We start from the raw sequence: 24,668 nt of genomic DNA on the forward strand, positions 1-24,668 counted from the left end.
CGGGAACGAAAGGTGACCCGGGCGAGGCGCACATGCTGCGCTGCGCGTCCGGAATTGAGGATGGATCGATGAGGCAAAAGCGAGACGGGAGCGGTTCGATGAGTCTACTGAACAGAGTGACGGAGCCTGGAAGCAACAAGAGCGACGACGCACAGCGCGTTCTGAACGGGGACGACGTCGAGGTATGGTTGAAGCAGCATTTCCTGCTGGACGCGATGTCGCCGCTATCGCAGAACCAGAAGGGCATCTGGTCGCGGCAGATGATGTATCCGGCAGATCCGCTGTACAACGTGGCCGTCGCCTGCGTGGTCGGGAACGGATTCGAACGTCAGGCGTTCCGGCGGGCGTGCCAGCGGTTCGTGAACAACCATCAGCTACTCAACGCGGGCATCGTCGCTCACGGACGCGAACTCGTGCAGTGCATCGATTCCGGGCGTGACCTCGCGTGGCGCGAATTCGATTCCGACGACACGCTCGAGGCGTGCGTGGCGCGCGCGAAGATCGATGCGGACGCACCGTTTTCGCTCGACGACGGTCCGCTGTACCGGATTCACCTGTATGCCACGGCGTCCGGCCAATCAGTCGTGCTGCTGGTCGTGCATCACATCGTTTGCGACGGCAGCTCGCTCAGCCAGTGGCTATCGACGATCTGGCAAGACTATCGGGCCATGCGGCAACAGCGTGCGCTATCTGCGCCGCCGGCGGCGGCCAGCTTCTTCGACTTCGTAAAGTTCGAAGCCGAGCATCTCAGCTCCGCGGCGGGGCAGAAGAGCCTCGCATACTGGCGCTCGCAGTGTGCGGACGGCCTGCCGCCGCTCGACCCGAAACTCGATGTCGCGCCTGCCGCCGACGACGCATCGGTATTTGCGACCGATCGATTGTCGTTCGCGATCGACGCCGAACTGGCCGCCCGCGTGCACGGATTCCGCGAGACGGGTTCGTTCAACGCGGCCACGCTGCTGATGGGCGCGTTGTTGCTGGCGCTGTCCGCCTGGCGGGACACGCAACGCTTCACGATCGGCTTGCCGACGCTCGGCCGCCCTGCGAGCGAGTTCGCGTCGACGGTGGGCAACTTCGCCAACCTGGTGCCGGTCGTTTGCGATCTCGATCCGACCCAGCAGTTTTCGCGCTGGCTCGATGACTGCCAGCGCTACGTCTATCGCGCGCTCGACCACTGGTATCCCTTCGCCGGGCTGGTAAATGCGCTGCCGCGACACTCGGACCCGCATCAGGCGATCCAGGCCGTGTTCACCTACCAGAAGTTTGGCGACGCGATCGATATCGGCACATTGCCGCATCGCATCGGAGACACGATCGACCTCACGTTCGCTCACGACATCTACCAGCGCGACGAATACCCGCTCACTTGCGAAGTCGTCGAGCAGGGCGATACCTGGGCGGTGAATCTGAAGTACAAAACTGCGATGATCGGGCGCGACGATGTGCTGTCGCTGCAACACGCATTTCTGGGCGTGCTTGACGACGCGCTTACGGACCCCGGACAGCCGGTGGGTGTGCTGACGGCGCGCAATACGCATCGCGACGACTGCCCCATGGCGGATGCCCAACTCGTGTCAAATGGCGAGGCCGTGTCGGATGCCGGAGCCGCGCCGGATGCCGGAGCTGCAGGCGCGGCGCAACCGTCGCTCGATGCCATGAGTCTGCCCGCGCGATTCGCCGCACAGCGCAGGCGCGATCCTGCGCGGCACGCCTTAACGTTCAACGGCCGCCACGTCACGTACGGCGATCTCGATCGTGAGAGCGACGCCCTTGCCCGGCATCTGCTGGCGCTCGGTGTGAAGCCGGGCGATCTCGTGCTGTTGTGCGCCACGCCATCGCCGGAACTGATCGGCGCAATTCTCGCGATCCTGAAAGCCGGCGCGGCGTACGTGCCCGTCGATCCCGCATCGCCGCGGCAACGAATCGACCATATCCGCGCGGACACCGGAGCACGCTACGCCATCACGACGTCGGCGTGCGAGGCCTCGGTCGAAGGCGTCGCGCATCGCGTCGTGCTCGACCGCGACGGTCGCTCGATCGCGGCATCGGCCGCACGCGCGTCGGCGCATGCGCTCCCCGAGGTGCGGCGCGAGGACCTTGCCTACGTGATCTACACGTCGGGCACCACGGGCAAGCCGAAGGGCGTGATGATCGAGCACGGCAATGTGTTGCGCCTGTTCGACCGGACTGCCCACTGGTTCGATTTCGGTCGGGACGACGTCTGGGCCCTGTTCCATTCGGTGGCATTCGATTTCTCGGTCTGGGAGATCTGGGGCGCGCTGCTGTACGGCGGCCGGCTGGTCGTTCTCGACGCCGAGCAACGCAAGGACACGGAGCTGCTGCTCGACGTGCTAGCCGACGAGAAGGTGACGGTGTTCAATCAGACACCGGCCGCGTTCTATTCGGTGGTGCGCGCGGCGACCGGCGGTACGGATCGACGGACGCTGTCGCTGCGCTATGTGGTGTTCGGCGGCGAGAAGCTCGACTTCGCACAACTCGCGCCTTGGGTCGAGCGTTACGGCGAGCATCGGCCCGCGCTCATCAACATGTACGGGATCACCGAGACGACAGTGCACGTGACCTATGCGCCGGTGACAACGGCTGGCATAAAGGGCGCGCATGCGTCGGTGATCGGCAGACCGATTCCCGATCTGGATCTCCATCTGCTCGATGAGAACCGCGTGCCGGTGCCGGCCGGCGAGATCGGCGAAATCTACGTCGGTGGCGCGGGCGTGGCGCGCGGTTACCTCAACAGGCCGGAGCTGACGCGACAGCGCTTTGTCGAATACGCGGGTGCGCGGTTCTACAAGACCGGCGATCTGGCGCGCTATAACGCGCAGGGCGAGCTCGAATACATCGGGCGTAATGACGCGCAGGTCAAGATCCGCGGCTTCCGCATCGAACTCGGAGAGATCGAGGCGTGCGTCAACCAGCATCCGGCCGTCGAGAACTGCGTCGTGGTCGCGCACGAGCACACCAACGGCGTCAAACATCTCGTCGCGTACTACTGCGCGAAAACGTCGGCCACGAGCGGCAGCGTCGAGGCGCGCGCATTCCGTGAATTCGTCGGCGCAAGCCTGCCTGACTACATGGTGCCGGCTTTTTTCGTCGAACTCGCACAGCTGCCGGTGACCGGCAACGGCAAGTTCGACCGGCAGGAACTGAGCCTTAGGTCGATCGAGCTGGCGCCCGGCGAGCACGCCGCCGCTGCCGCGAGCGCCACACAGCAGCGAGTGCGCGCGCTGTGGCAGCAGGTGCTGAGCGTCGCGCCCGTGCATCTCGATCAGGGCTTCTTCGAGGCAGGCGGCGATTCGCTATCGGTGGTCTTCTTCGCCCGCGCGATCGAGCAGACGTTCGACTGCGTGTTTTCGCCCGCGAATCTGTTCCGGTATGCGACGGTGCGCGACATAGCGAACTACCTTGACAATCTCAAACCGGTCGCTGTCGAAAGCGACGCAGTGCCTGGCGATACGCCGCTGATCGCCGGTGTGGATAATGAAATGTCGTCGCCGGTCGTGCCCGCGTATTACGCCGACAGCCTGGCGATCATCGGCATCTCGTGCGAAGTCCCGGGCGCCGTCGATCACCACGCGTTCTGGGCCAATCTGTTGGCCGGCCGCGAGAGCTCGGAACGGCTGTCGCGCGCCGCGCTCGACGATGCGGGCGTCGGCCCGGAACTGGCCGACCACCCCGACTACGTCCCCATCCGTTTCACTATCCCGGACAAGACGACGTTCGACGCGGACTTCTTCAAGCTGTCGGCGAAGCTTGCGGAGTTCGCCGATCCGCAATCGCGCCAGTTGCTGATGCATGCGTGGAAGGCGGTCGAGGATGCCGGCTATGCGCCCGCGGGGCTCGACGACACAGGCGTATTCGTCGCGACCGGCAACAGCGGCTACCAGACGTTGCTCGACAACGCCGACGACATCGAGCACAACGATCGCTATCTGGCGTACGTGCTGTCGCAGGCCGGCTCGTCGGCGGCGCTGATTTCCTACCATCTGGGTCTGACCGGCCCGAGCATGCACATCGGCACGAATTGCTCGTCGTCGCTGGTCGCGATCGACGCCGCGTTCAAGAGCCTGCGCGCAGGCGAATGCCGGCAGGCGATCGTGGGCGCATCGACGCTGTTTCCGCATCCGAATGCGGGCTTTCTGTATCAACCCGGCCTCAACTTCTCGAGCAGCGGGCATTGCCGGACCTTCGACGCTGACGCGGACGGCATGATGGCCGGCGAAGGCGTCGCGGTGATCGTTTTGAAGAACGCGCTACGGGCGATTGAGGACGGCGACGCGATCTACGCGATCTTGCGTAGCGTCGCCGTCAACAACGATGGTCGGCAAAAGAGCGGCTTCTACGCGCCGAGCGTGGAGGGCCAAGGCCGAGTGATCCGGACCGCACTTGAGCGCGCGGCCGGCGTCGACGTCGAATCGATCGCGTACGTCGAGGCGCACGGCACCGGCACCAGGCTCGGCGATCCCGTCGAGGTGATGGCGATCAACGACGTGTACCGGCAGCGGACCGACGCGATGCAGTTCTGCGCGATCGGCTCGGTGAAACCGAATATCGGCCATCTGGACACGGCGGCGGGGCTGGCCGGCTGTATCAAGGTCGCGTTGGCGCTGCACGCTCGCACGATCCCGCCGACCATCAATGTCGCCACGCCGAATCCCGCGATCGACTGGCAGGCGTCGTGCTTCCGCCTGCCGCGCGAGGCGTCGCGCTGGCCCGAGACCTCGCATCCGCCGCGCGCCGCGCTGAGCTCGTTCGGGCTCGGCGGCACGAACGCGCATGCGATTCTCGAAGCATGCCCCGACGCGTGGACTGCGCCCCGGCGTGCCGCCGGGCCGGAACGCCGACCGCAGCTGCTGGTGCTGTCCGCCGACGATCCGCGCCTGCTGCCGACGATGGCAGACACGCTGGCCGGATACTTGGCGGCGCATCCGGATCTGCCGCTCGATTCGGTGGCCTGCACGCTGCAGCTCGGCCGCCAGCCGATGCGGCACCGGCTCGCGATCGTCGCGGCCGACCTAAGCGAGGCCTGCGCGCTGCTCCAGCAGTACGCACGCGGTACGGAGGCCTCGCCGCTGCCCGCGGCGATTGCGATCTCTCGGCTCGACAAAACAGCACCGGCCGCTGGCGACGCGGCCGATACGGTTGCGGCCGGGCTCGCGCGCCGCGATCTGGCTGCGCTGGCCGAACTGTGGGTACAGGGACACGCCATCGACTGGCAGCCCCTGTATTCCGGCGTGCGGGTGCGTCGGACGCATCTGCCGACCTATCCGTTCGCGCGCCGGCACTACGCGGTTGCCGCCGGCCCGGCCTTGCAAACCGGTGGGGCCGCATGGGCGGGTTCCGCCGCGACGTCCGCGCCGCGCATCGCGTTGCAGCTCGACGAAGACGGATCGAGGAAGGTGCAGTTCCGCCTGCGTCGCGACGATTTTTACCTCGCCGATCACCGCGTTGACGAGCGCGCGGTGCTGCCGGCGGTGATGACGTTCGAACTGCTGCGTGCGGCCGCGATGACCGACGGGACGATCCCCGGCGAGCCGTTGTTGCGCATCGAGCGGGTGGTCTGGATGCGACCGGTGGTCTGCGACGGCGACGAGGTGCTGCTGAGCGTCGAGCTCGCCGCGCGGGGTGGCGACGCGCAGGACCGGCGCGCGCCCGTCGCGTTCGCGCTGACAGGCGCCGATCCAGCGACGGGCGAGTCGTTCGTGTTCGCCGAGGGCGAACTCAGTCTCGACACGGGCGACGGGCGGCACGCAACAGACGCGGGCGCTGGCGAGGACGTGGCCGCGTCGGCGGCGTTGCCGCAGCCGCTGTCGTCGAACTGGATCGACGGCGAGGCTTTTTATCGCCGCATCGCTGCGGGCCGCGTGCACTACGGAGCGGCTTATCTGGGTCTCGTCGAGGCGCACTGGAACCAGGACGGGTTGACCGCTCGCGTGCGCTTGCCGGAGTTGCTGTCAGGGTCGCTTGCGGCATTCCCGCTGCATCCGAGCTTGCTGGATGGCGCATTGCAGGCGAGCGCCATGCTAGACATGATTCGGCAGCACGGCGGCGACCCTGCCAGCTGGCCGGCGGCAGCGCTCGCGGGGCAGAAGTTGCCGTTTTTCGTTCAGCAGTGCGATGTGCTTGCGCCGCTCGAACCGGAAGTGATGGTGCGCGTGCGCGACCACCAATCGGCGCCGGCCGCGGGCGAGGCGCGGCACGACATCTTCATTTATGGGGCTTCCGGAACGCTGCTGCTCGCGATTCGCGGTTTCGTCACGCGCGCGCTACGCACGGCGCCCGGCGAGCGCCGTACCGGGTCCGGTCTCGAGGTCGAAGCCGATGCGTCCGGCGTGACGCGCGCTGACGACGTCGACGAGGTCGGCAGCGACCTGAGCACACTGACGATAGGCTGGACTGCGCTCGGTGCCGATCGCCAATCCGGCGCTTCGCCCGCCCCTGTCGTGCTGTTCAGTATCGGCGAAAAGCCGCCTGCCGCGCTTGACGCGCATTTTGCCGGCCGTCTCGCCCGTTACGTGCCGCTGCACGCGGCGCCGGATAATTGTTTGTTGGCGGCCCTGCCGGCCGACGCGCAGATGGTGTTCGCGTTTCCGGCGGTCCAGACGCCAGCCGACGATCCAGCGCTGATCGACGCCCAGCGCGATGGCGTGATCGCGGTGTTTCGCTGGATTCGGGAGATGGTAGGCCACGGTTTCGAACACACGGACTTGGACTGTACGTTCGTTGTCGAGGGTACGCAGCAAGTGCGCGATGACGATACGGTCGCTCCTGCGCACGCAAGCGTGATCGGCTTTGCGCAGAGCCTCGCCGGCGAATACGCGCACTGGCGGGTTCGCGCGCTCGACGTGCGCGCGTTCGCCGAACTCCCGGAGCCGGCGCATTGGCCACGCGCGGACGGGCAGGTCGTGTTCGCCTGGCGCGATGGCCGCTGGTTCGCGCGCGGCCTGGTCGAGATCTGTACACCCGCGCCGCGCCCGACGCTGTATCGGCAGGGCGGTCACTATCTGGTGCTCGGCGGCGCCGGCGGCATCGGTCGCACCTGGACCGAAGCGATGATCCGCGACTACCGCGCGCGGGTGATCTGGCTGGGACGCAAGCCACGCAACCGCGAGATTGACGACGAGATCGCTCGTCTCGGCACGCTTGGCCCCGCGCCGATCTACCTGCAGGCCGACGCAACGGATCTTGCGTCGCTACGCCGCGCGCGGCATGCGCTCGCCGGACTCGGCATCGACACGCTGCACGGCGTCGTTCACTCGGCGCTCGTGCTCGACGATCGCGGCATCGCAAGCATGAGCGAATCGCAATTCGTCCGCGCGCTCGACGGGAAGGTCGCCACCTCGGTGAATCTCACCCACACATTCGGCGATTGCGACCTGGATTTCATGCTGTTTTTCTCCGGCACGATCTCGTTCGTGAAAGCCGTGGGCCAGTCCAACTACGCTGCCGGTTGCAGCTTCCAGGATGCCTATGCAATGGCGATCGGGCAGCAGTGGCGCTGTGCAGTCAAGCTCGTTCATTGGGGTTACTGGGGAAGTGTCGGGATCGTCGCGACGCCGGAATACCGTCACCGGATGCGAGCGGCCGGCGTCGGCTCGGTCGAGCCAAACCTTGCGATGCAACGACTCGCGCAATTCATGCAGGACAATCACATGCAGCAACTTGCCTTCGAACAACGTTTGTCTGCGCCCGGCGCGCCTTCCGCAAGACTGCCGGTGATGGCTGCGGCAGAAGCCTCGCTCCCGCCCGCCACGGAACCCGATGCCGCGGTCGATTATCGGCAGCACCGGTTGCACAACGCCGCGAGCCCGCTGCTACGTCACCTCGATGCGCTGCACGAACACAACGGGCTGCGCGATCCGGTCGTTGAGCGCGCGGCGCTGCTAAAGGTTCGCCAGGCGCTCGGCGAGATCGATGCGCTGCCGATCGGCCGTGCCCACGATGGCGCATACCGCGCCGGTCCGCGCAGCCGCCTCGTCGAAGCGTACGAGCGCTGGTATCAGGAAAGCTGCCGGCAGTTGCAGCGCTACGGTCTGCTCGACGTGTCCGGCGTTGGCTTGCCGGATGCAGACGAAGCTCCGGATGCGGCCTGGGCACAGGTGCGCGACCGCTATTGCGCGCATCCGAGCGTGCGCGCCGGCATCGAGCTGATGGATGCTTGCCTGCGCACTCTGCCGGCGATCCTGCGCGGCGAAACCGCCGCGACTGCGGTGATGTTTCCCGATGGATCGATGCAGCTCGTTGAGAACGTGCACCGCAATCATCCGATCGCCGACTACTTCAACGAGGGCGTTGCGGAAACGGTGACCGACTACGTGAGCTATCGCGTCGGGCGCGATAGCGGCGTACGTCTGCGAATCCTTGAAATTGGTGCGGGAACGGGCGGCACCAGCAGCAAGGTATTGCCGAAGCTGCTGCCGTGGCGCGAGCAGATCGACGAATATCGCTACACCGATCTTTCCAAGTCCTTCTTGTTCTATGCGCAGGACACCTACGGTCCGGACGCACCGTTCCTGAAGACTTCGATTCTCGACATCGAGGCGCCGCTGACGGCCGAGCATGCGCATGCAAACAAGCGCGGTAGCTACGATGTCGTGATCGCGGCCAACGTTCTGCACGCTACGCGCAACGTCGACCGAACGCTGCGCAACGCGCATGCGTTTCTGCGCGATGGCGGCCTTCTCGTGCTGAACGAAATGAGCGAGAACTGCGCGTTTTCGCATCTAACGTTCGGTCTCCTCGAAGGCTGGTGGCTCTACGACGACGAGTCCGTGCGAATGCCGGGGTGCCCCGGGCTCTTTCCCGGCGAGTGGGCGCGCCAGCTCGAGCGTATCGGTTTCGCAGACGTGCATTTCCCGCTCGATGGCGCGTTGTCGCTAGGCCAGCAGGTGATCGTTGCGCAACGTGCGTGCGACCGGCAGCCGACGCCGTCCGCGCCCGAGGATGCATATGCGGCACGCGACAGCCGCAGCCGAAGCGACCAGAGCCGGCGCGATCAGAACAAGCATGACAAGGCCGGGATCGTGGCGGTGCTCGTCGCATCGGTCGCGGAGGTGCTGCGTATCAGTGCCGGCGACATCGATCGGGAGCGCAGCTTTTCTGACATCGGTCTCGATTCGATCCTCGCGATCCAGTTGACCAATCGGCTGAACGCGCGTTTCGGGATACGGCTTGCCACGATCGAGTTGTTCGACCATAACACCGTTGCGCTGCTGGCCGCGCATCTTGTCGACCGGTATGGCGTGACCGGCGCGGTCAGCGGCACGGCGGTTGCGGACGCAGCGATCGAGGCCACGTCGTCCGCCGGCGCCGGGTTCGCAGGCGTGATGGCGGTCGTACTGGAGCAGGTCGCGAACGCGGTGCGCGTCGGCGCCCATGAGATCGATCCGCACCGCAGTTTCGCTGACCAGGGCGTCGACTCGATCATCGGCGTACAGCTCGTCAACCGGCTGAACAAACTGTTCGGCCTGCGGATCGCGACGACGGCGATCTTCGACCACAACACCGTGCATCGTCTGGCTGGATTCCTGCACGAACGGCACGGCGCGACGCCGTTGGCGAAACCGACTGAAGCCGCCGCACCCGCTTTACCGGCCTCACAGGCCGCACCTGCCCCCGGGCGGCGCGACGCCGCGCCGGAGCGTCAGGCGATTCGCGCGCTGCTCGTCGAACGCTTGGCGGCCGTGCTGCGCATTGCCCCGGACGAGGTCGATGCGCAGAAAAGCTTTGCCGATCAGGGCGTCGATTCGATCATAGGCGTACAGCTGGTGAATCAGCTCAACAAGCGTCTCGGCCTCCGAATCGCGACGACCGTGATCTTCGATCACAACACCGTCGATCGGTTCGTGGCCCATCTGTGCGATGCGCACGGCGCCGCGCTTGAATCGACGGCTGCCACGGACCCTGCGTCGACCCGCAGCATGGCGGGCGGCACCACCGCCGCGGCGTTCAGAGGCGCGCACGATCGCGCCATCGTGCCCGCGCCGACGCCGGATTCCGCACCGGTCGCGATGCCGGCCGCCGCGCCGGGACGGATCCGCGCGGTCTCGATTGACGGGCCCGGCGATATCGACGACCTGTCGATCGTGACGCTAGCGCCGCGCAGCCTTGCACGCGACGAAGTACGCGTGGCGGTGCGCGCGTTCTCGTTGAACTTCTCTGATCTGCTGTGCGCACGTGGGTTGTACCCGAACATGCCGCCGTATCCGTTCGTGCCAGGCAACGAAGCGGCCGGTGTCGTGATGGAGGTCGGCGCCGACGTGACAGGGTTGCGCTCCGGCGACGCGGTCGTCTGCCTGAGCCAGGGCTGCCACGCAGAGCAGGTCGTCTGTCCGATGAACCAGGTGTTCGCGAAGCCCACGAGCTGGAGCTTCGAGCAGGCATGCGCGTTGCCGATCGTCGGTATCACGATGATCGATGCCTTCCGCAAGGCGGCCGTCACGCACGGCGAGCGAGTCCTGATCCAGACCGCGACAGGCGGCACCGGGCTGATCGCGATGCAGCTCGCCAAGCACCACGGCGCGGAAATTTTCGCGACGGCGGGCAGCGAGCAGAAGCTGCGGTATCTGCGCGAGCTCGGCGTCGTGCACGCGATCAATTACCGGACGCAAGATTTCGCGCAGGAGATCCAGCGACTCGCGCCTGGCGGCGTCGACGTCGTGATCAACACGCTCGGTGGCGATGCGCTGCAGAAGGGACTGAACGCGCTCGCACCGGATGGCCGTTATATCGAGATCGCGATGACGGCCTTGAAGACCGCGCGGAATATCGACCTGTCATCGCTGTCCGACAACCAGACATTCTATAGCGTCGATCTCGCGCGCCTGGGCGCGCGTTCCCCGCAGCGCATCGCGCAGTACTGGGACGAGCTTGTGTCGCTCACGGAGCGCGGCATCATCGCGCCGACGATCTCGGAAGTGGTCGAGTTCCGGGAATTTCGCGATGCCTATCGACGTCTCGCCGATCGGGCGACCATCGGCAAGATCGTCGTGCGCGTCAGCGAACCGACGCCGGTGGCGCGCAGCGCCATGCGCGCAGCCGGCACGCCGGCCCGCATGGCCGGCGCGGCCGACGACGCGACGCGCGGCGGAGCGCGCGCGCTCCACGACGACGACATCGCGATCATCGGGATGAGCGGGCGCTTCGCGCGCTCGCCGGATCTCGATGCGTTCTGGACGCATCTCGCCTCCGGCACCAGCCTGATCGCGCCGGTCACACGCTGGGACCTGGGTGACACCGGCCAGGCACGTTGCGATACCGGTAGTTTCCTCGACGACCTGTCGCTATTTGATCCGTTTTTTTTCAAGATCTCCGGCACCGAAGCGCGCTATATGGATCCGCAGCAGCGCTTGTTCCTCGAGGAAGCGTGGAAAGCGCTCGAAGACGCCGGTTACGCCGGCGAGCCCGGCAAGGCGCAGCGCTGCGGCGTCTATGTCGGTTGTTCCGGCGGCGACTATCACCTGCTGTTTCCCGGCCCGGGCGCGGCGGGCGACGCGGGCGAGCGGCCGCCGATCCAGTCGTACTGGGGCAACGCGGTGTCGATCATCCCGGCCCGTATCTCGTACTTCCTCGATCTGCACGGCCCGGCCATCGCGATCGACACGGCCTGTTCGAGCTCGCTCGTCGCGCTGCACATGGCATGCGCGGCACTGCGCAACGACGAGATTTCGATGGCGCTTTGCGGCGGTGTGTTCGTCCAGTGCACGGCCGGCTTCTACCAGCAGGCGCAGCGCGCCGGCATGCTGTCGGCGACCGGCAATTGCTACGCGTTCGATGCGCGCGCCGACGGTTTCGTGCCGGGCGAGGGCGTCGGCGCGATCGTGCTGAAGCGGCTGAAGGACGCGATCGCAGACGGCGACCATGTCGACGGCGTGATTCTCGCGTCGGGCATCAACCAGGATGGCAGCACCAACGGCATCACGGCGCCCAGTGCGCGCTCGCAGGAGGAACTCGAAACAGACGTCTACGACCGCTTCCGGATCGACCCGCGCGGCCTGCAAATGATTGAGGCGCACGGGACCGGTACGCCGCTCGGCGACCCGATCGAGTTCGCCGCACTCGCCAACGCGTTCGGCCGCTACACCCAGGACCGCGGCTTCTGCGCGCTCGGTTCGGTGAAGACCAACATCGGCCATACGACCACGGCGGCGGGAATCGCCGGGGTGCTGAAGGTCCTGCTCGCGCTGCGGCACCGCCAGTTGCCGCCGTCGTGCAACTTTGCGAACGGCAATCCCGAAATCGATCTCGAGAACAGCCCGTTCTATGTCAACACGCGGTTGCGTCCGTGGGCCGCCGATGCGGGCGAACGCCGGATGGCGGCCGTCAGCTCGTTCGGCTTCAGCGGCACCAACGCGCACGCGGTGATCGCCGAAGCGCCGCCGGTCGCGGCCGCTGGCCGCCGGCCGGCAACGGACGAGCCGGTGTTGCTGGTGCTGTCCGCGCAGACACGCGAACAGCTCGACCAGCAGCTTGCGCGGATGGCGGAGTTTGCGTCCGGCTCTGACGCGGGCGAGCTGTCGCTTGCCGACGTCGGCTTCACGCTCGCGGTCGGACGGCGCCAGATGCGTCACCGCTGGGCCTGCGTCGCGACGCGCATGGACGAATTTGCCGCGTATTGCCGTGCTGGCGTACCGGTGAAACCTTCAGCGTCTGCGGTGCTCTATGGCGATGCCAACGCGCCAGCGGCGCCGGGCGGCGTGGTCAGCGCTGCGCACGGCGCCAACGGCGATCTCATGGCGCGGGCCCGACAGTACGTTGCAGGCGATCGGCTCGATCCAGCGTTGTGGAGCGGCCTTGGCCACCGCCGCGTGCGGCTGCCGGTGTATCCGTTCGCCCGCGAATCGTATTGGTTCCAGACGCCGACCAGCGCGCCGGCCGAGGCGCGCAATCCCTGGCCGCCGCTCGCAGCGACGGGCGGCGAGCGCGGACACGCGTACAGCTTTTCACGGCGTCTCGACGGGCAGGAGCCGTTCTTGCGCGACCATCGCGTGCATGGCGAGCCCTGGCTGCCGGCCGTCGTCTACTGGGAGATGACGCGCTGGTCGGTCTTGCAGGCCACGGACGCGGCGGACGCGGCGGGCCAGGTCGTCGTGCGCGACCTGGTCTTGCAGCAGCCGTTGTCGCTCGGCGCCGGTCCGCGTACCGTGTTCGTTCATCTCGACCGCGACGGTGCGCAGGCCTCGGCACCGCGCTTTCGCTTCACGATCGAAAGCCGGCTTGCGGATACGATCGGCGATGCGGCGGTCTATCTGACCCATTGCAGCGGTACGGTCGAGATTGCGCACACCGATGACGCCGATGCGCGGTGCTTCCTCGATCCATCGGCGTTTCGCCATCAGGCCGAGGAACTCGACGTTGCCGCGTGCTATCGCACACTTGCGGAGCTAGGCATCGAGTTCGGCCCAAGCCATCGCGGTCTGAAGAAGCTGTTCCGCTGCCGTGGCCAGCTGCTCGCGCAGGTCGGCCGTTCCGGCGCGGCCGGGGTCGATGCCGGCTACCTGTTATCGCCGACGATCCTGGACGGCGCGCTGCAGGCGAATATCGGCAATCTGATCGACAGCGCCGCCGACACGCTGCCGTTGCCCTACGCGATGGACAGTCTGACGATCGTCGACGCGCCGCAGGATCCGAGCTGGGTCTGGATCTATCCGAGCCGTGACGGCGCGCGCACCGCGACCGGCGCCAGCCACGACATCGAGGTGTTCGACGACAGCGGCCGGCTGCTGCTGGTGATGCGCGGCTGCCGTTCCGCGCAGGCGAAGCGCCAGCGCGCCCTGCATCCGCTCGTGCACGCGGCACCGAACGCGCACGAGCGGCACTATGTCAGCGCCTTCGACGGTCGCGAATTCTTTCTCGACGGTCACCGCATCGCCGGCGTGAAGGTGCTGCCCGCCGCGTGTTATCTGGAAATGGCGCGCTACGTGAACCAGTGCGCGGGTGCCGACGCCGGCGTGTTGCGCGACGTGATCTGGCTCGCACCGTATCAGGCGTCCGGTTTGCAGGACGGCGCGCTGCCGGCGTCCGTCGCGACGCGTCTGGACGCTGGCGCCGAGCGGCGCTGCCGGATCGGCAGCCGCCGCGCGTCGGGCGACGAGGTACTGCACTTCGTCGCCCGCTGTGACGCTGCGTCGGAGTCGACGCCTGACAGGGTAGACGTCGATGCCGTCGTACGACGCACGTCCGGCCGGCTCGACCGCGACGCAATGGCCGCGCTGGTCGAAACGGCATCGTCGTTCGGCGAGGCGTTCCAGGTGATGACGTGGCTACAGCACGGCGAGGACGAGGCGATCGCCGAGTACCGGCTGCCAGCCGGTCACAGCGAGCCGTTCCACTGGCATCCGGGCATCCTCAGCGCGGCGTTCGGCGCCGTCGAGATGTGGATCGCCGCGCGCGGCGAGGCCGGCGCACATCGTCTGCCTTACGGCATCGACAGCGTATTCGATTACGCACGACCAGCCGATAGCGGCTACATCCTGGTGCGTCGCGTGTCCGGCGAGGGCGCAAAGCTCGAACGCTACGACGTGGATCTGCTCGATGAGCGCGGTCACGTCGCGACAGCGATGCGTGGGTATTCGGTGCGGCCCTGGGTGCCGGGCGAGCGCCGCGAGACGACGGATAGGGCCACGCGCGCCAGCGCCGTGCCGGTGACGACGGCGACGCTGGGCTGGCGCGATGCGCCGGTTCCGGCGCTGACCTCGGTACAGGCGGCGACCGACGTCGACCGGCTGTTCTTCGTGCCGGAGCACGACGTCGCGTTGCAGACGCTGCTGCGCGACCTCGATCCGGCGGCGCGGCTGTGCCGCCTGGATTGCGCCGACGCCACCGCCGATGCCGAACCTGACGACGACGCCGTGGCGCGCCTGGAGCGCGCGTACCGGCAGGCGTTCGAGATGCTTCGCGACTTCGCCGGCGCGTCGGGCACGCGCGCGGCGCACGTGCTGATGCTGGTGCCCGACTCCGGGCACGACGATGTGATGCCGAGCCTTCAAGCGTTGTGCGCGACGGCCGCGCTCGAATACGGCCGGCTGGCAGCGAGGACCGTGTTCTACGCCGTGTCCGGAGTCGCCGACCCGGCTGCCGACGCATACCGGTTGCGGTTGCAACACGAACTGTTGCGGCTCGACCCCGACGCGCCGGAGGTGCGTGTGGCGCTCGACGGAGGGCGCCACGCGCGGCGCGTCGATGTGAGCGTCTTGCCCGAGCGCGCGACGCTTGCCGGGCAAAGCCGCGACGGCAGCCTTGGGGTGCGTCCGCTCGAGCGCGGCGACGTGGTCTGGCTCGTCGGCGGGATGGGCGGGATCGGGCTGCATGTCGCGCGCGATCTCGCGGCGCGCGGGATGCGGGTGACGATCAGCGGCCGTCGTGCAGAGCCGTCCGGGTGGCACGCGCTCGCCCGCGCGGCGGGCGCGACGATCGACTATGTCGCGGTCGATGTCGCCGATCAGAGCGACGTCGAACGCGCGGTCGCCCGCATCGTCGCGCAGCATGGGCGCCTCGACGCCGTGATTCATAGCGCCGGTGTGATCAACGATGCGTATCTACGTCATAGCGACGCGGCGGCCGCGGAGTCCGTGTTCGCTCCGAAGCTGCGCGGCAGCGTCAACCTCGATCACGCGACGCGTGCGTTGGACCTGAAGTGCTTCGCTATGTTCTCGTCGCTGTCCGCGCTCGGCAGCCCCGGGCAGGCCGCCTACGCGGTCGCGAACGCGTTCGTCAACCGATTGGCTGTGCGACGCAATCGCGACGTGCTCGCGGGTACCCGGCGCGGCCGAAGCTTCGCGATCGGCTGGCCGCTTTGGCTAGACGGCGGCATGGAGATGCCGCCGGAGCGCCGCGCAATGATGCGTGAGTTGACCGGGCTCGAAGGACTGTCGGCCGTGCAGGGCCTGGATGTGCTCGACGCAGTGCTGAACGCATGCCCGATCGGTATGCCCGACGATGGCGTGCTGCTGGTCGCGCCAGGCGCCGATCGCGAGCGGATCGTGCGCATGCTCGACAGCCGTTTCGTCGTCGCCTACGCTGCCGGCGATGCCGTGGCCGGCAGCGTCGCCGATGCGGTCGCGGCTGAGCCGGCACGGCTTCGTGCTGCCGTGCTCGATGCGCTGAAGACGATCATCGCCGCACAGCAGACGATCCCCGTCGCCAAGATCGATGACGGCGCGCTGTTCTTCGATCTTGGTTACGACTCGATCAGCCTGATCGGTCTTGCGCGGGATCTCGGCGAACGGCTCGGTCTGAGCCTGCAGCCGACGCTGTTCTTCGAATATCCCGCGCTTGGGGCGTTCGCGGACCATCTCGTCGAGGCATATCGCGAGCGGCTGGCTGCGCAGTTCAATAGCGTGCCGATGCGAGCGGACGCCTCGCCAGACGCCGGTGAGGCCGTTGCCGGCGTCACGCAGGAATCCGATGGCCCTGCACGCGCTAACCATGTCGTACGCCACGGACACGCCGTGCATGACGCTGGCGCCAGCCAGCGCGAGCGTGCCGGCGATAACGGCTGCAAGGCTTCACCCGGCGCTGCGCCAGCGCCGATGCTGCTTGACGGCTTGATCGCGGTCGTTGCCGCGCACTGCCCGGACGCGCCGCAGGCGGTCACGGCGGACAGCGCGTTCTACCGGCTCGGCCTCGACTCCGTGGATTTTATCCAGCTCGCCGACACGTTGAGCGCTGCGCTGTCGATTCAAATACAACCGACACTGTTTTACGAGTGCCCCGATCTTCGCGCGCTCGGCGAACATCTCGCGCGCACATGTCCGGACCTGTCGTGCGACGCGCTGGCGTCGCTCGCCTCGGATCTGGCGCGGTCCGCTGCCGTCGAGGCCGTCGCACCGCCCGTGGCAGAGGAGCGCATCGCGGTGATCGGGATGAGCTGCCGGTTTCCGGGCTCGGACAACCCGGACGAATTCTGGCGCAATCTGTCCCAGAACCGTGACTTGATCGGCCGCATGTCCGGGCTGCGCGCGGCGCTGTCCGCACGCGACACGATCGATGGCGACCGTACGCCGCCGCTTGAGGGCGGCTTTGTCGACGACATCGAGCGCTTCGATCCGCAATTCTTCGGCCTGACGCCGATGGAGGCGGAGTTCATGGATCCGCAGTCCCGCCAGTTCGTGCAGTGCGCATGGCGCGCTGTCGAGGATGCCGGCTACCGGATCGGCGATCTGGCGAAGCGCCGCGTCGGGGTGTTCGTCGGCGTGACGACGAGCGATTACCGCGATCTGTGGCTGAGCCGGATCGGCGCAGAATCGGCGACCCATCTTGGCTTGGCGCATTTTATGATCGCCAACCGCGTGTCCTACCTGTTCGACCTGCGCGGCCCGAGCGAGGTGATCGACACGGCGTGTTCGAGCTCGCTCGTCGCCATTCACCGCGCCTGCGAGAGCCTGGCGAGCGGCAACTGCGAGATCGCGATCGTCGGTGGCGTCAACGTGATCGCCAATCCCGCCGTCACCGAGGCGGCGAGCGCCGCCGGCATGCTGAGTCCGGACGGGCGCTGTAAGACCTTCGACAGCGCGGCCGACGGCTTCGGCCGCGGCGAGGGCGTCGGTGTCGTCGTGCTCAAGCGCGTGTCCGATGCGATCGCGCACGGCGACCATGTGGACGCTGTGATCGCCGCGAGTGGCGAGAATCACGGGGGCCGCTCAAGCTCGCCATCGGCACCGAATCCCGACGCACAACGCCAGCTGATAGTCGATCTCTACCGTCGTGCAGGCATCGACCCGGCGAGCGTCGGTTACATCGAGGCGCATGGCACAGGCACCTCGCTTGGCGATCCGATCGAGGTGAAAGCGCTCGTGCGCGCGTTCGCCGAACTGGCCGAAGGCCGAGCCGCCGCCTCTGCGCACTGCGCGCTCGGTTCGGTGAAGGCGAACATCGGCCATCTCGAAGCCGCCGCCGGCATTTCTGGATTCATCAAGACGGTGCTGATGTTGAAGCACGCCCGAATCCCCGGCAATCCGCACCTGAAGCAACCGAATCCGTATCTCGAGCTGGACGGCAGCCCGTTCCATCTCGTGCGCGAGACGCACGACTGGCCCGCTCCGCAGCGGCGCGCTGGCGTCAGCAGCTTCGGGATGGGCGGCTCGAACGCGCATGTCGTGGTCGACGCGGCCGAGGCCTACGTGATCACCCAGGGCGCCACGCCGGAAACCGCGCAGCGTCCGCTCGCGATCGGGTTGTCCGCGCGCCGACCGGCGGAACTCGACGAGATCGTCGGCAATCTGCTGACGTTCCTGTCATCGCGACCCGCGGGCGAGCTGGCGCTGCGCGATCTGGCGTTCACGCTCGCGCGTGGCCGCGAGGCGTTGCCGCACCGGCTTGCGTTCGTTGCGTGTGATCTCGACGACCTGCAGCGCAAGCTGACTCGCGCGCGATCAGGTGGCGACGCGCACGAACTCGCAAGGCAAGGGATCGCCATCGGCCGCGCCGGCGACGCCGCGCGCAAGGCCGATACGCAGCCGTTGGACGATGCGCTCGCCGCGGCGTATCGCGGCACTGCGCTCGCGCCGGACTCGCTGCGCGAGGTGAGCGCATGGGCGCATGGCGACCTGGACGTGTGGAGCGATACCCTCGCTGGCGACGGCAGGCGTGTCAGCCTGCCGACCTATCCCTTTGGCGGCAAGGCGTACTGGCTTCCCAATCCGGAGCCGGCGTCGCAGGGGCCTTCAGCGCCCACCGCTGCAATACCCGCCTCCCCGACGTCTGCCGGCGATGCGACGTCGGCGCATGCGCTGCATCCGCTCCTCCATCGCGACGAGCCCGTCGACGCACGCACGCGTCGCTTCGTCTCGTCGTTTTCCGGTAACGAGTTTTTCCTCGCCGACCATCGGGTTCAGGGACTGCGGCTGCTGCCGGGCGTGGCGAGTCTGGAGATGGCGCTGACAGCGGCGTGCATCGCGGCCGGCGAAACCGGCGACACGGGCGCAGTGCTGCGCAATGTCGTCTGGTCGCGCCCGGTCGTCTGGGAGCCCGCGCGGGCGACAGTCGCACTGGAACTGTTGTCCGGCGCCAACGTGCAGTCGTGGCGATACCGGCTCAACGACGGCGGCGGCGACGCGTGTGCCGAGGGCGAGATCGCGCTGACGGCGTCCATGCCGGCCGGCAAGCTCGACCTCGACCGGATGCGCCATGAGCGCGACGCCTCGCTCATCTCCGCCGAGGAATGCTACCACCGCTATCGCGAGGTCGGGATCGAATATGGGCCGGGCCATCGCGCGCTCGAGCGGCTGTTCGTCGGCCGTGACGATGTGCTCGCCGAGCTGGTGTTGCCGGCGGCCTTTGTCGACAGTGCGAGCCATTACCGGTTGCATCCGGGGCTGCTCGACGCCGCCTGGCAGGCAGTGATCGGTCTCGCGCCCGATCGCGGGCAGCGCGAAGCGCGCCTGCCGTTCGCGCTCGACGCGATGCAGATCGTGCGGCAGCCTCGCGCATCGCGACTGTGGGCCTGGATTCGCCCGAGCCGCGACGACGATGCAAGCGTAGACATGGATATCGCGCTGCCCGACGGCAGCGTGTTGATCATGCTGCGCGGGCTGCATACGCGCAGCCAGGCTGCGGCTCCCGTGCGCGAATCCCGCGCCGACGCGTCGCAAGATCGCGCGGCCGGCCCGGATGGCGATATGCTGCCCGTCGGCGAGGTCACGCTGAGCCCGATCTGGGAACCGCTGTTGGCCCCCGATGCGGTGTCGCCGCCCGAGCGCGACGCGCTGTGGGTGTTCGGCGCAAACGACGAGGTGCGTCGGGTGCTCGGCAGAGCGCGCAATGTCGCGTTCTTCGACGGTCTTGACGGGACGGAAGATGCGTTCCGCCGCGCATTGCAGGCACACGTGGCGGACGCGAGAGGTGTCGCCCCGCATGTGCTCTGGATCGCCGGTGGTGGCACCGACGACGGCCTCGATCCGGATGTGCTGATCGCGCGTCAGGCGCACGGCATCCTGCCGCTGTTCCGGTCGATCAAAGCGCTGATCGGCGCCGGTCTCGACGTTGCGCCGCTCGCGTTGACCGTGGTCACGCGCAACGTCCATGCGCTCGCTGCCGATGGGCGCCACGACGTGTCCGATGCCGGCATCGTCGGCTTTGCCGGTGCCGTCGCGCACGAGTATCCGCACTGGACCGTCAGGCACTGGGACATCGACGCACCGGCTGACGCCGGCGGCCTCTTCTTCGGCGCGCTGGACGCGCATCTGGCGGCAACGGCCGGTTCCGACGGCGATGTTCGCGTGCATCGCGATGGCCGCTGGTATCGGCAGCGTCTGGTACGCGTCGTCGATGAAGGCACCGCCGAGCCGTCGTATCGCCAAGGCGGCGTCTACCTCGTGATCGGCGGCGCGGGCGGCCTTGGACGCACCTGGTCGCGGCGCATGATCGAGAGGTTCGGCGCTCGCGTCGTCTGGATCGGACGACGCCCGCTGGATGGTGAGATCCGCACGCATCTCGACGCATTCGGCGCGCTCGGCCGCGGCGGTGTCACCTACCTGCAGGCCGATGCGGGGAATCCGTTCGAGCTGGAACGCGCGTACGCAGAAATTGTCGCGCGTTTCGGCGCGATCCACGGCGTCGTGCATGCGCCGATCGTGCTGGCCGACCGCTCGTTGGCACACATGGACGAGGCGACCTTTGCTCTCGGCTACGACACCAAGCTGAAGACCTGCGTGAATCTGTATCCGCTGTTCAGCCGTGAGCCCCTCGACTTCATGCTGTTCTTTTCGTCGCTGAACGCGTTTTCGCGCTCGGCGGGGCAGAGCAACTATGTCGCCGGTTGCACTTTCACCGACGCCTACGCGAAGAAGCTCGACACGCTGCTCAGCTGCGACGTCAAGGTCGTCAACTGGGGTTACTGGGGCGATGTCGGTATCGTCTCGGGCGAGCGGCACCGCGTTCGCGCGGGTACCGCGGGCCTTGATTCGATTGGCGCCGACGATGGGCTGCGCGCGGTCGATGCGCTGCTTGCGCGTCCCGGCGCGCAGATCGCCTACGTCAAGATCGCCCGGCCGATTTCCGCGCGCCATTACGATGCATCGACGGTGATGCACCGCTATGCGCGGACGATTCCTGACGTCGCCGCGCAGCTTATCGCGCCGCGTGCGGTCGCGGCGCCGGCTGACGTCACCGCACTGAGTCGAGAGACGCTGGCGTTCCGGCGTCGCGCGGGCGCGCTCGTCGAGCGCCTGCTGCTGGCGACGCTGCAGCAGGCGGCGCTCGCGCCGGAAAGTACGACGAGCGCGCGCGCCGCTGCGTTCGGAGATCGACTGCGCGCCTATGCGCCGCAGCATGTCGAGGTCTACGAGAAATGGCTCAGGCAGAGCCATCGGCTGCTTGTCGAGGCCGGCCATCTGACGGACGCCGGCGGCGAGTTGTCTTGCCGGGTGTCGGCCGTCGCCATCAGTACGCTGTGGACCGACTGGCGACGGCTCGCCGCCGATTACGTGTCCGCGCCCGGCTACGTCGCGCAGATCGACCTGCTCGAATGCTGCCTGCGCGCGCTCGGCGACATCCTGCTTGGCCGCGTCACCGCGACCGACGTGATGTTCCCGGATGGCGGTATGGCCCGGGTAGAGGGCATCTACCGCAACAATGCGGTGTCGGACCACTTCAATGCCGTACAGAGCGAGGTGATCGCCGCCTACGTCGAGGCGCGGGTACGGATGCAGCCCGACGTGAAGCTGCGCCTGCTCGAAATCGGCGCGGGCACCGGCGGCACGACAGCCGGCCTGCTCCGCCGGCTCGAGCCATGGCACGAGCACATCGCCGAATACTGCTACACCGACGTATCCAAGGCGTTTCTGATTCACGGCCGTTCGCAGTACGGCGCCCGCTATCCGTTCCTGACCACACAGTTGTTCGACGTCGGGAAAGCGCCGCTCGCGCAGGGAATCGCCGAGAACCGTTACGACGTGGTGCTCGCCACCAACGTGTTGCACGCGACAACGTCGATGCGCGACACCATGCGCCATCTGAAGGCGACGTTGCGCACTTCCGGCCTTGCGGTCGTCAACGAGGTCAGCGAGGTGGACGTGCTTGGGCATGTCACATTCGGGCTGCTGCCGGGCTGGTGGCTCAGCGAGGATCCCGAGCTGCGGATTCCCGGCAGCCCGGCGCTGTCGCCCGATGCATGGGCGGATCTCGGCGCGGCCGAGGGGCTGCGTGCGCTCGCGTTCCCGGCGCGCGAGCAGCATGACCTCGGGCAGCAGATCATCGTGTTCAAGAGCGACGGCCTGGTTCGCGCGCAGCCGCCTTCCAGCGCGATGCCGGACGCGACGGGCAACAGGCCCGAAACGCCCACGGGCAGCATCGCAGTGCCGGCGCTGCCGGCCGTAACCACGCCAATGCCGCCGTCGGAAGACACGCTGATGGAGCGTTCGCTCGCGTTCGTGCAGCGGCTCGTCGCCGATACCCTGAAGCTCGAACCGGACGAACTGACGCCCGACGAGCATTTCCAGGCGCTGGGGCTCGACTCGATTCTCATCGTCCAGTTAACGAACCGGTTGCGCCACTACTTCGCCGACATCACCAGCCCGCTGCTGTTCAAGGTATCGACGGTGCGCGCGTTGACCGCGCATCTGCTGAAGACCGAACGTGAACGGCTGGTCGAACACGTTCGTCTCGCTTCGCCGGACGTGCCGGACAGCGGGTTCGTCGCAGTGGCTCTGGACCCTGCAGCGGGCCGTCCGGACGACGAGGCGCCGAAGCCGCGCGATGACTGGCACGGCGCCGGAGACGACGGCATCGCGGACACCGATATTGCGATCATCGGCATGAGTGGCCGGTTTCCGCGAGCGCCGAATCTCGCAGCTTTCTGGCGCAATCTGCGCGATGGGGTGAACTGCATCAGCGAAGTCCCACCGTCGCGCTGGCGCTGGCAGGACTACTACGATCCGGAACCGGGCAAGGACGGCAAGATCTATGCGCGCTGGGGCGGGTTTCTGGACAGCATCGATCGCTTCGATCCGCTGTTCTTCCACATCTCGCCGAAGGATGCGGAACGGATGGACCCGCAAGAGCGATTGTTCCTCGAAGAGGCCTACCGTGCGATCGAGGACGCCGGCTACACGCCACGCGGGCTTAGCGACACGGGCAGCGTCGGTGTGTTCGTTGGCGCGATGAACGGCGTCTACAACGCGCAGCCGAATTTCTGGTCGATCGCCAACCGGGTCTCGTACTGCCTCGATCTGTCCGGCCCGAGCATGGCCATCGACACTGCGTGCTCGTCATCGCTGACCGCGTTGCATACCGCGGTCGAAAGCCTGCTGTGCGGTTCATGCGAGGCGGCGATCGTCGGCGGCGTCAGCCTGATCGTCGATGCTGTCCAGTACCAGGGGCTGTGCGCCATGACGATGCTATCGCCGGGCGATCGCTGCAAGGCGTTCGGCGCCGATGCGGACGGGTTCGTCGATGGCGAGGGCGTCGGTGCGTTTGTGATCAAACCGCTGCGCAGGGCGCTGGCCGACGGCGACGCGATTCACGGAGTACTGAAGGGAAGTGCGATCAACGCCGGCGGAAAAACGCACGGCTACATGGTGCCCAATCCCGTCCGGCAGTCGGAGACGCTGCGCCGGGCGCTCGAACGCGCCGGCGTGACGCCGGCGCAGATCGGTTACGTCGAGGCGCACGGCACCGGCACCGCACTCGGCGACCCCATCGAGATCTCGGCGCTCACCGACGTGTTCGCCGGTGCAGCCGACGCAGGTGGCGACGCCGCGCACTGCGCGATCGGCTCGGTGAAGTCGAACATCGGCCATCTGGAGAGCGCGGCCGGCGTCGCCGGCATCACGAAGGTGCTGCTGCAGATGCGGCATCGCCAGCTGGTCGCGTCGCTCCACGCGTCCGATGCCAATCCTGAGATTGATTTCGGCCGCACGCCGTTCCGCGTGCAGCAGCAATTGGCGGACTGGGCGCCACGCAGGTCGGGCAACGGCGTGCCGGCGCGCATCGCTGGCGTTTCGTCGTTCGGCGCGGGTGGCGCGAACGCGCACGTGATCATCGCCGAGGCGCCCGAGCGCCGGACCGCCGCGTCGCCATCCGCGACCGGTGCCACGTGCTCGCCCGAGATCGTCGTACTGTCCGCGAAAAGCGCGGACGCGCTACGCAGGAAAGTGAGCGATCTCGCGCGCTATCTGGAAACGGATGGCGCCGGCGTCTCGATTACCGATCTTGCGTTCACTCTGCAGACCGGCCGCGAGGCGATGCATTGGCGCGCCGCGTGGATCGGCGACAGCGTCGAAGCCGTGCTCGGCCAGTTGCACGCGTGGCTCGTGCTGGAGGGCGAGGCCGGCAACGCCACTGGCACTGGCACTGGCGCGCGCGGCGCGGGCGCACGGCACGCCGATGCCGATGTGCGACGTCTGCTCGACGACGGCGAACTGGCGGGCGTCGCGCGCGTCTGGGTCAACGGGGCGCAGGTCGACTGGACGCGCCTGCAGCGCGATCCGGGGGTGTCTGCGCGCCGGCTGCATTTGCCCACCTATCCGTTCGCCGGTGCGTCGTACTGGCGTGCTTGCGCGCAGGCGACGTCGTGCGCGGAGCCCGGAGCGGGTGTCGGCGATGGCGGAGACGAAGATGCGTTCGACGAGGCCCTGTATGCCTCAGTGATCGACGATTTGATGCACCGGAATCTGGACGCGCACGCGGCGCTGCAGATTGTTCGTTCCGGTCTCTGA

1 protein-coding gene is annotated in these 24,668 nt (G+C 67.5%); it reads left to right on the forward strand.

What is annotated here, in order from left to right; genetic code table 11:
• Positions 1-98 precede the first annotated feature (98 nt).
• A complete protein-coding gene (locus tag ACCQ10_RS02575; RefSeq protein WP_372362116.1) occupies positions 99-24,668 on the forward strand; it encodes a non-ribosomal peptide synthetase in 24,570 nt (8,189 codons plus the stop codon).

The sequence above is a fragment of the Xanthomonas sp. NCPPB 1325 genome (assembly GCF_041477645.2).
Classification (GTDB): Bacteria; Pseudomonadota; Gammaproteobacteria; order Xanthomonadales; family Xanthomonadaceae; genus Xanthomonas; species Xanthomonas cannabis.

Excerpts from the sequence above, each read along its gene's own strand:
- ACCQ10_RS02575 (WP_372362116.1), top strand. The coding sequence starts at position 99 with ATGAGTCTACTGAACAGAGTGACGGAGCCTGGAAGCAACAAGAGCGAC.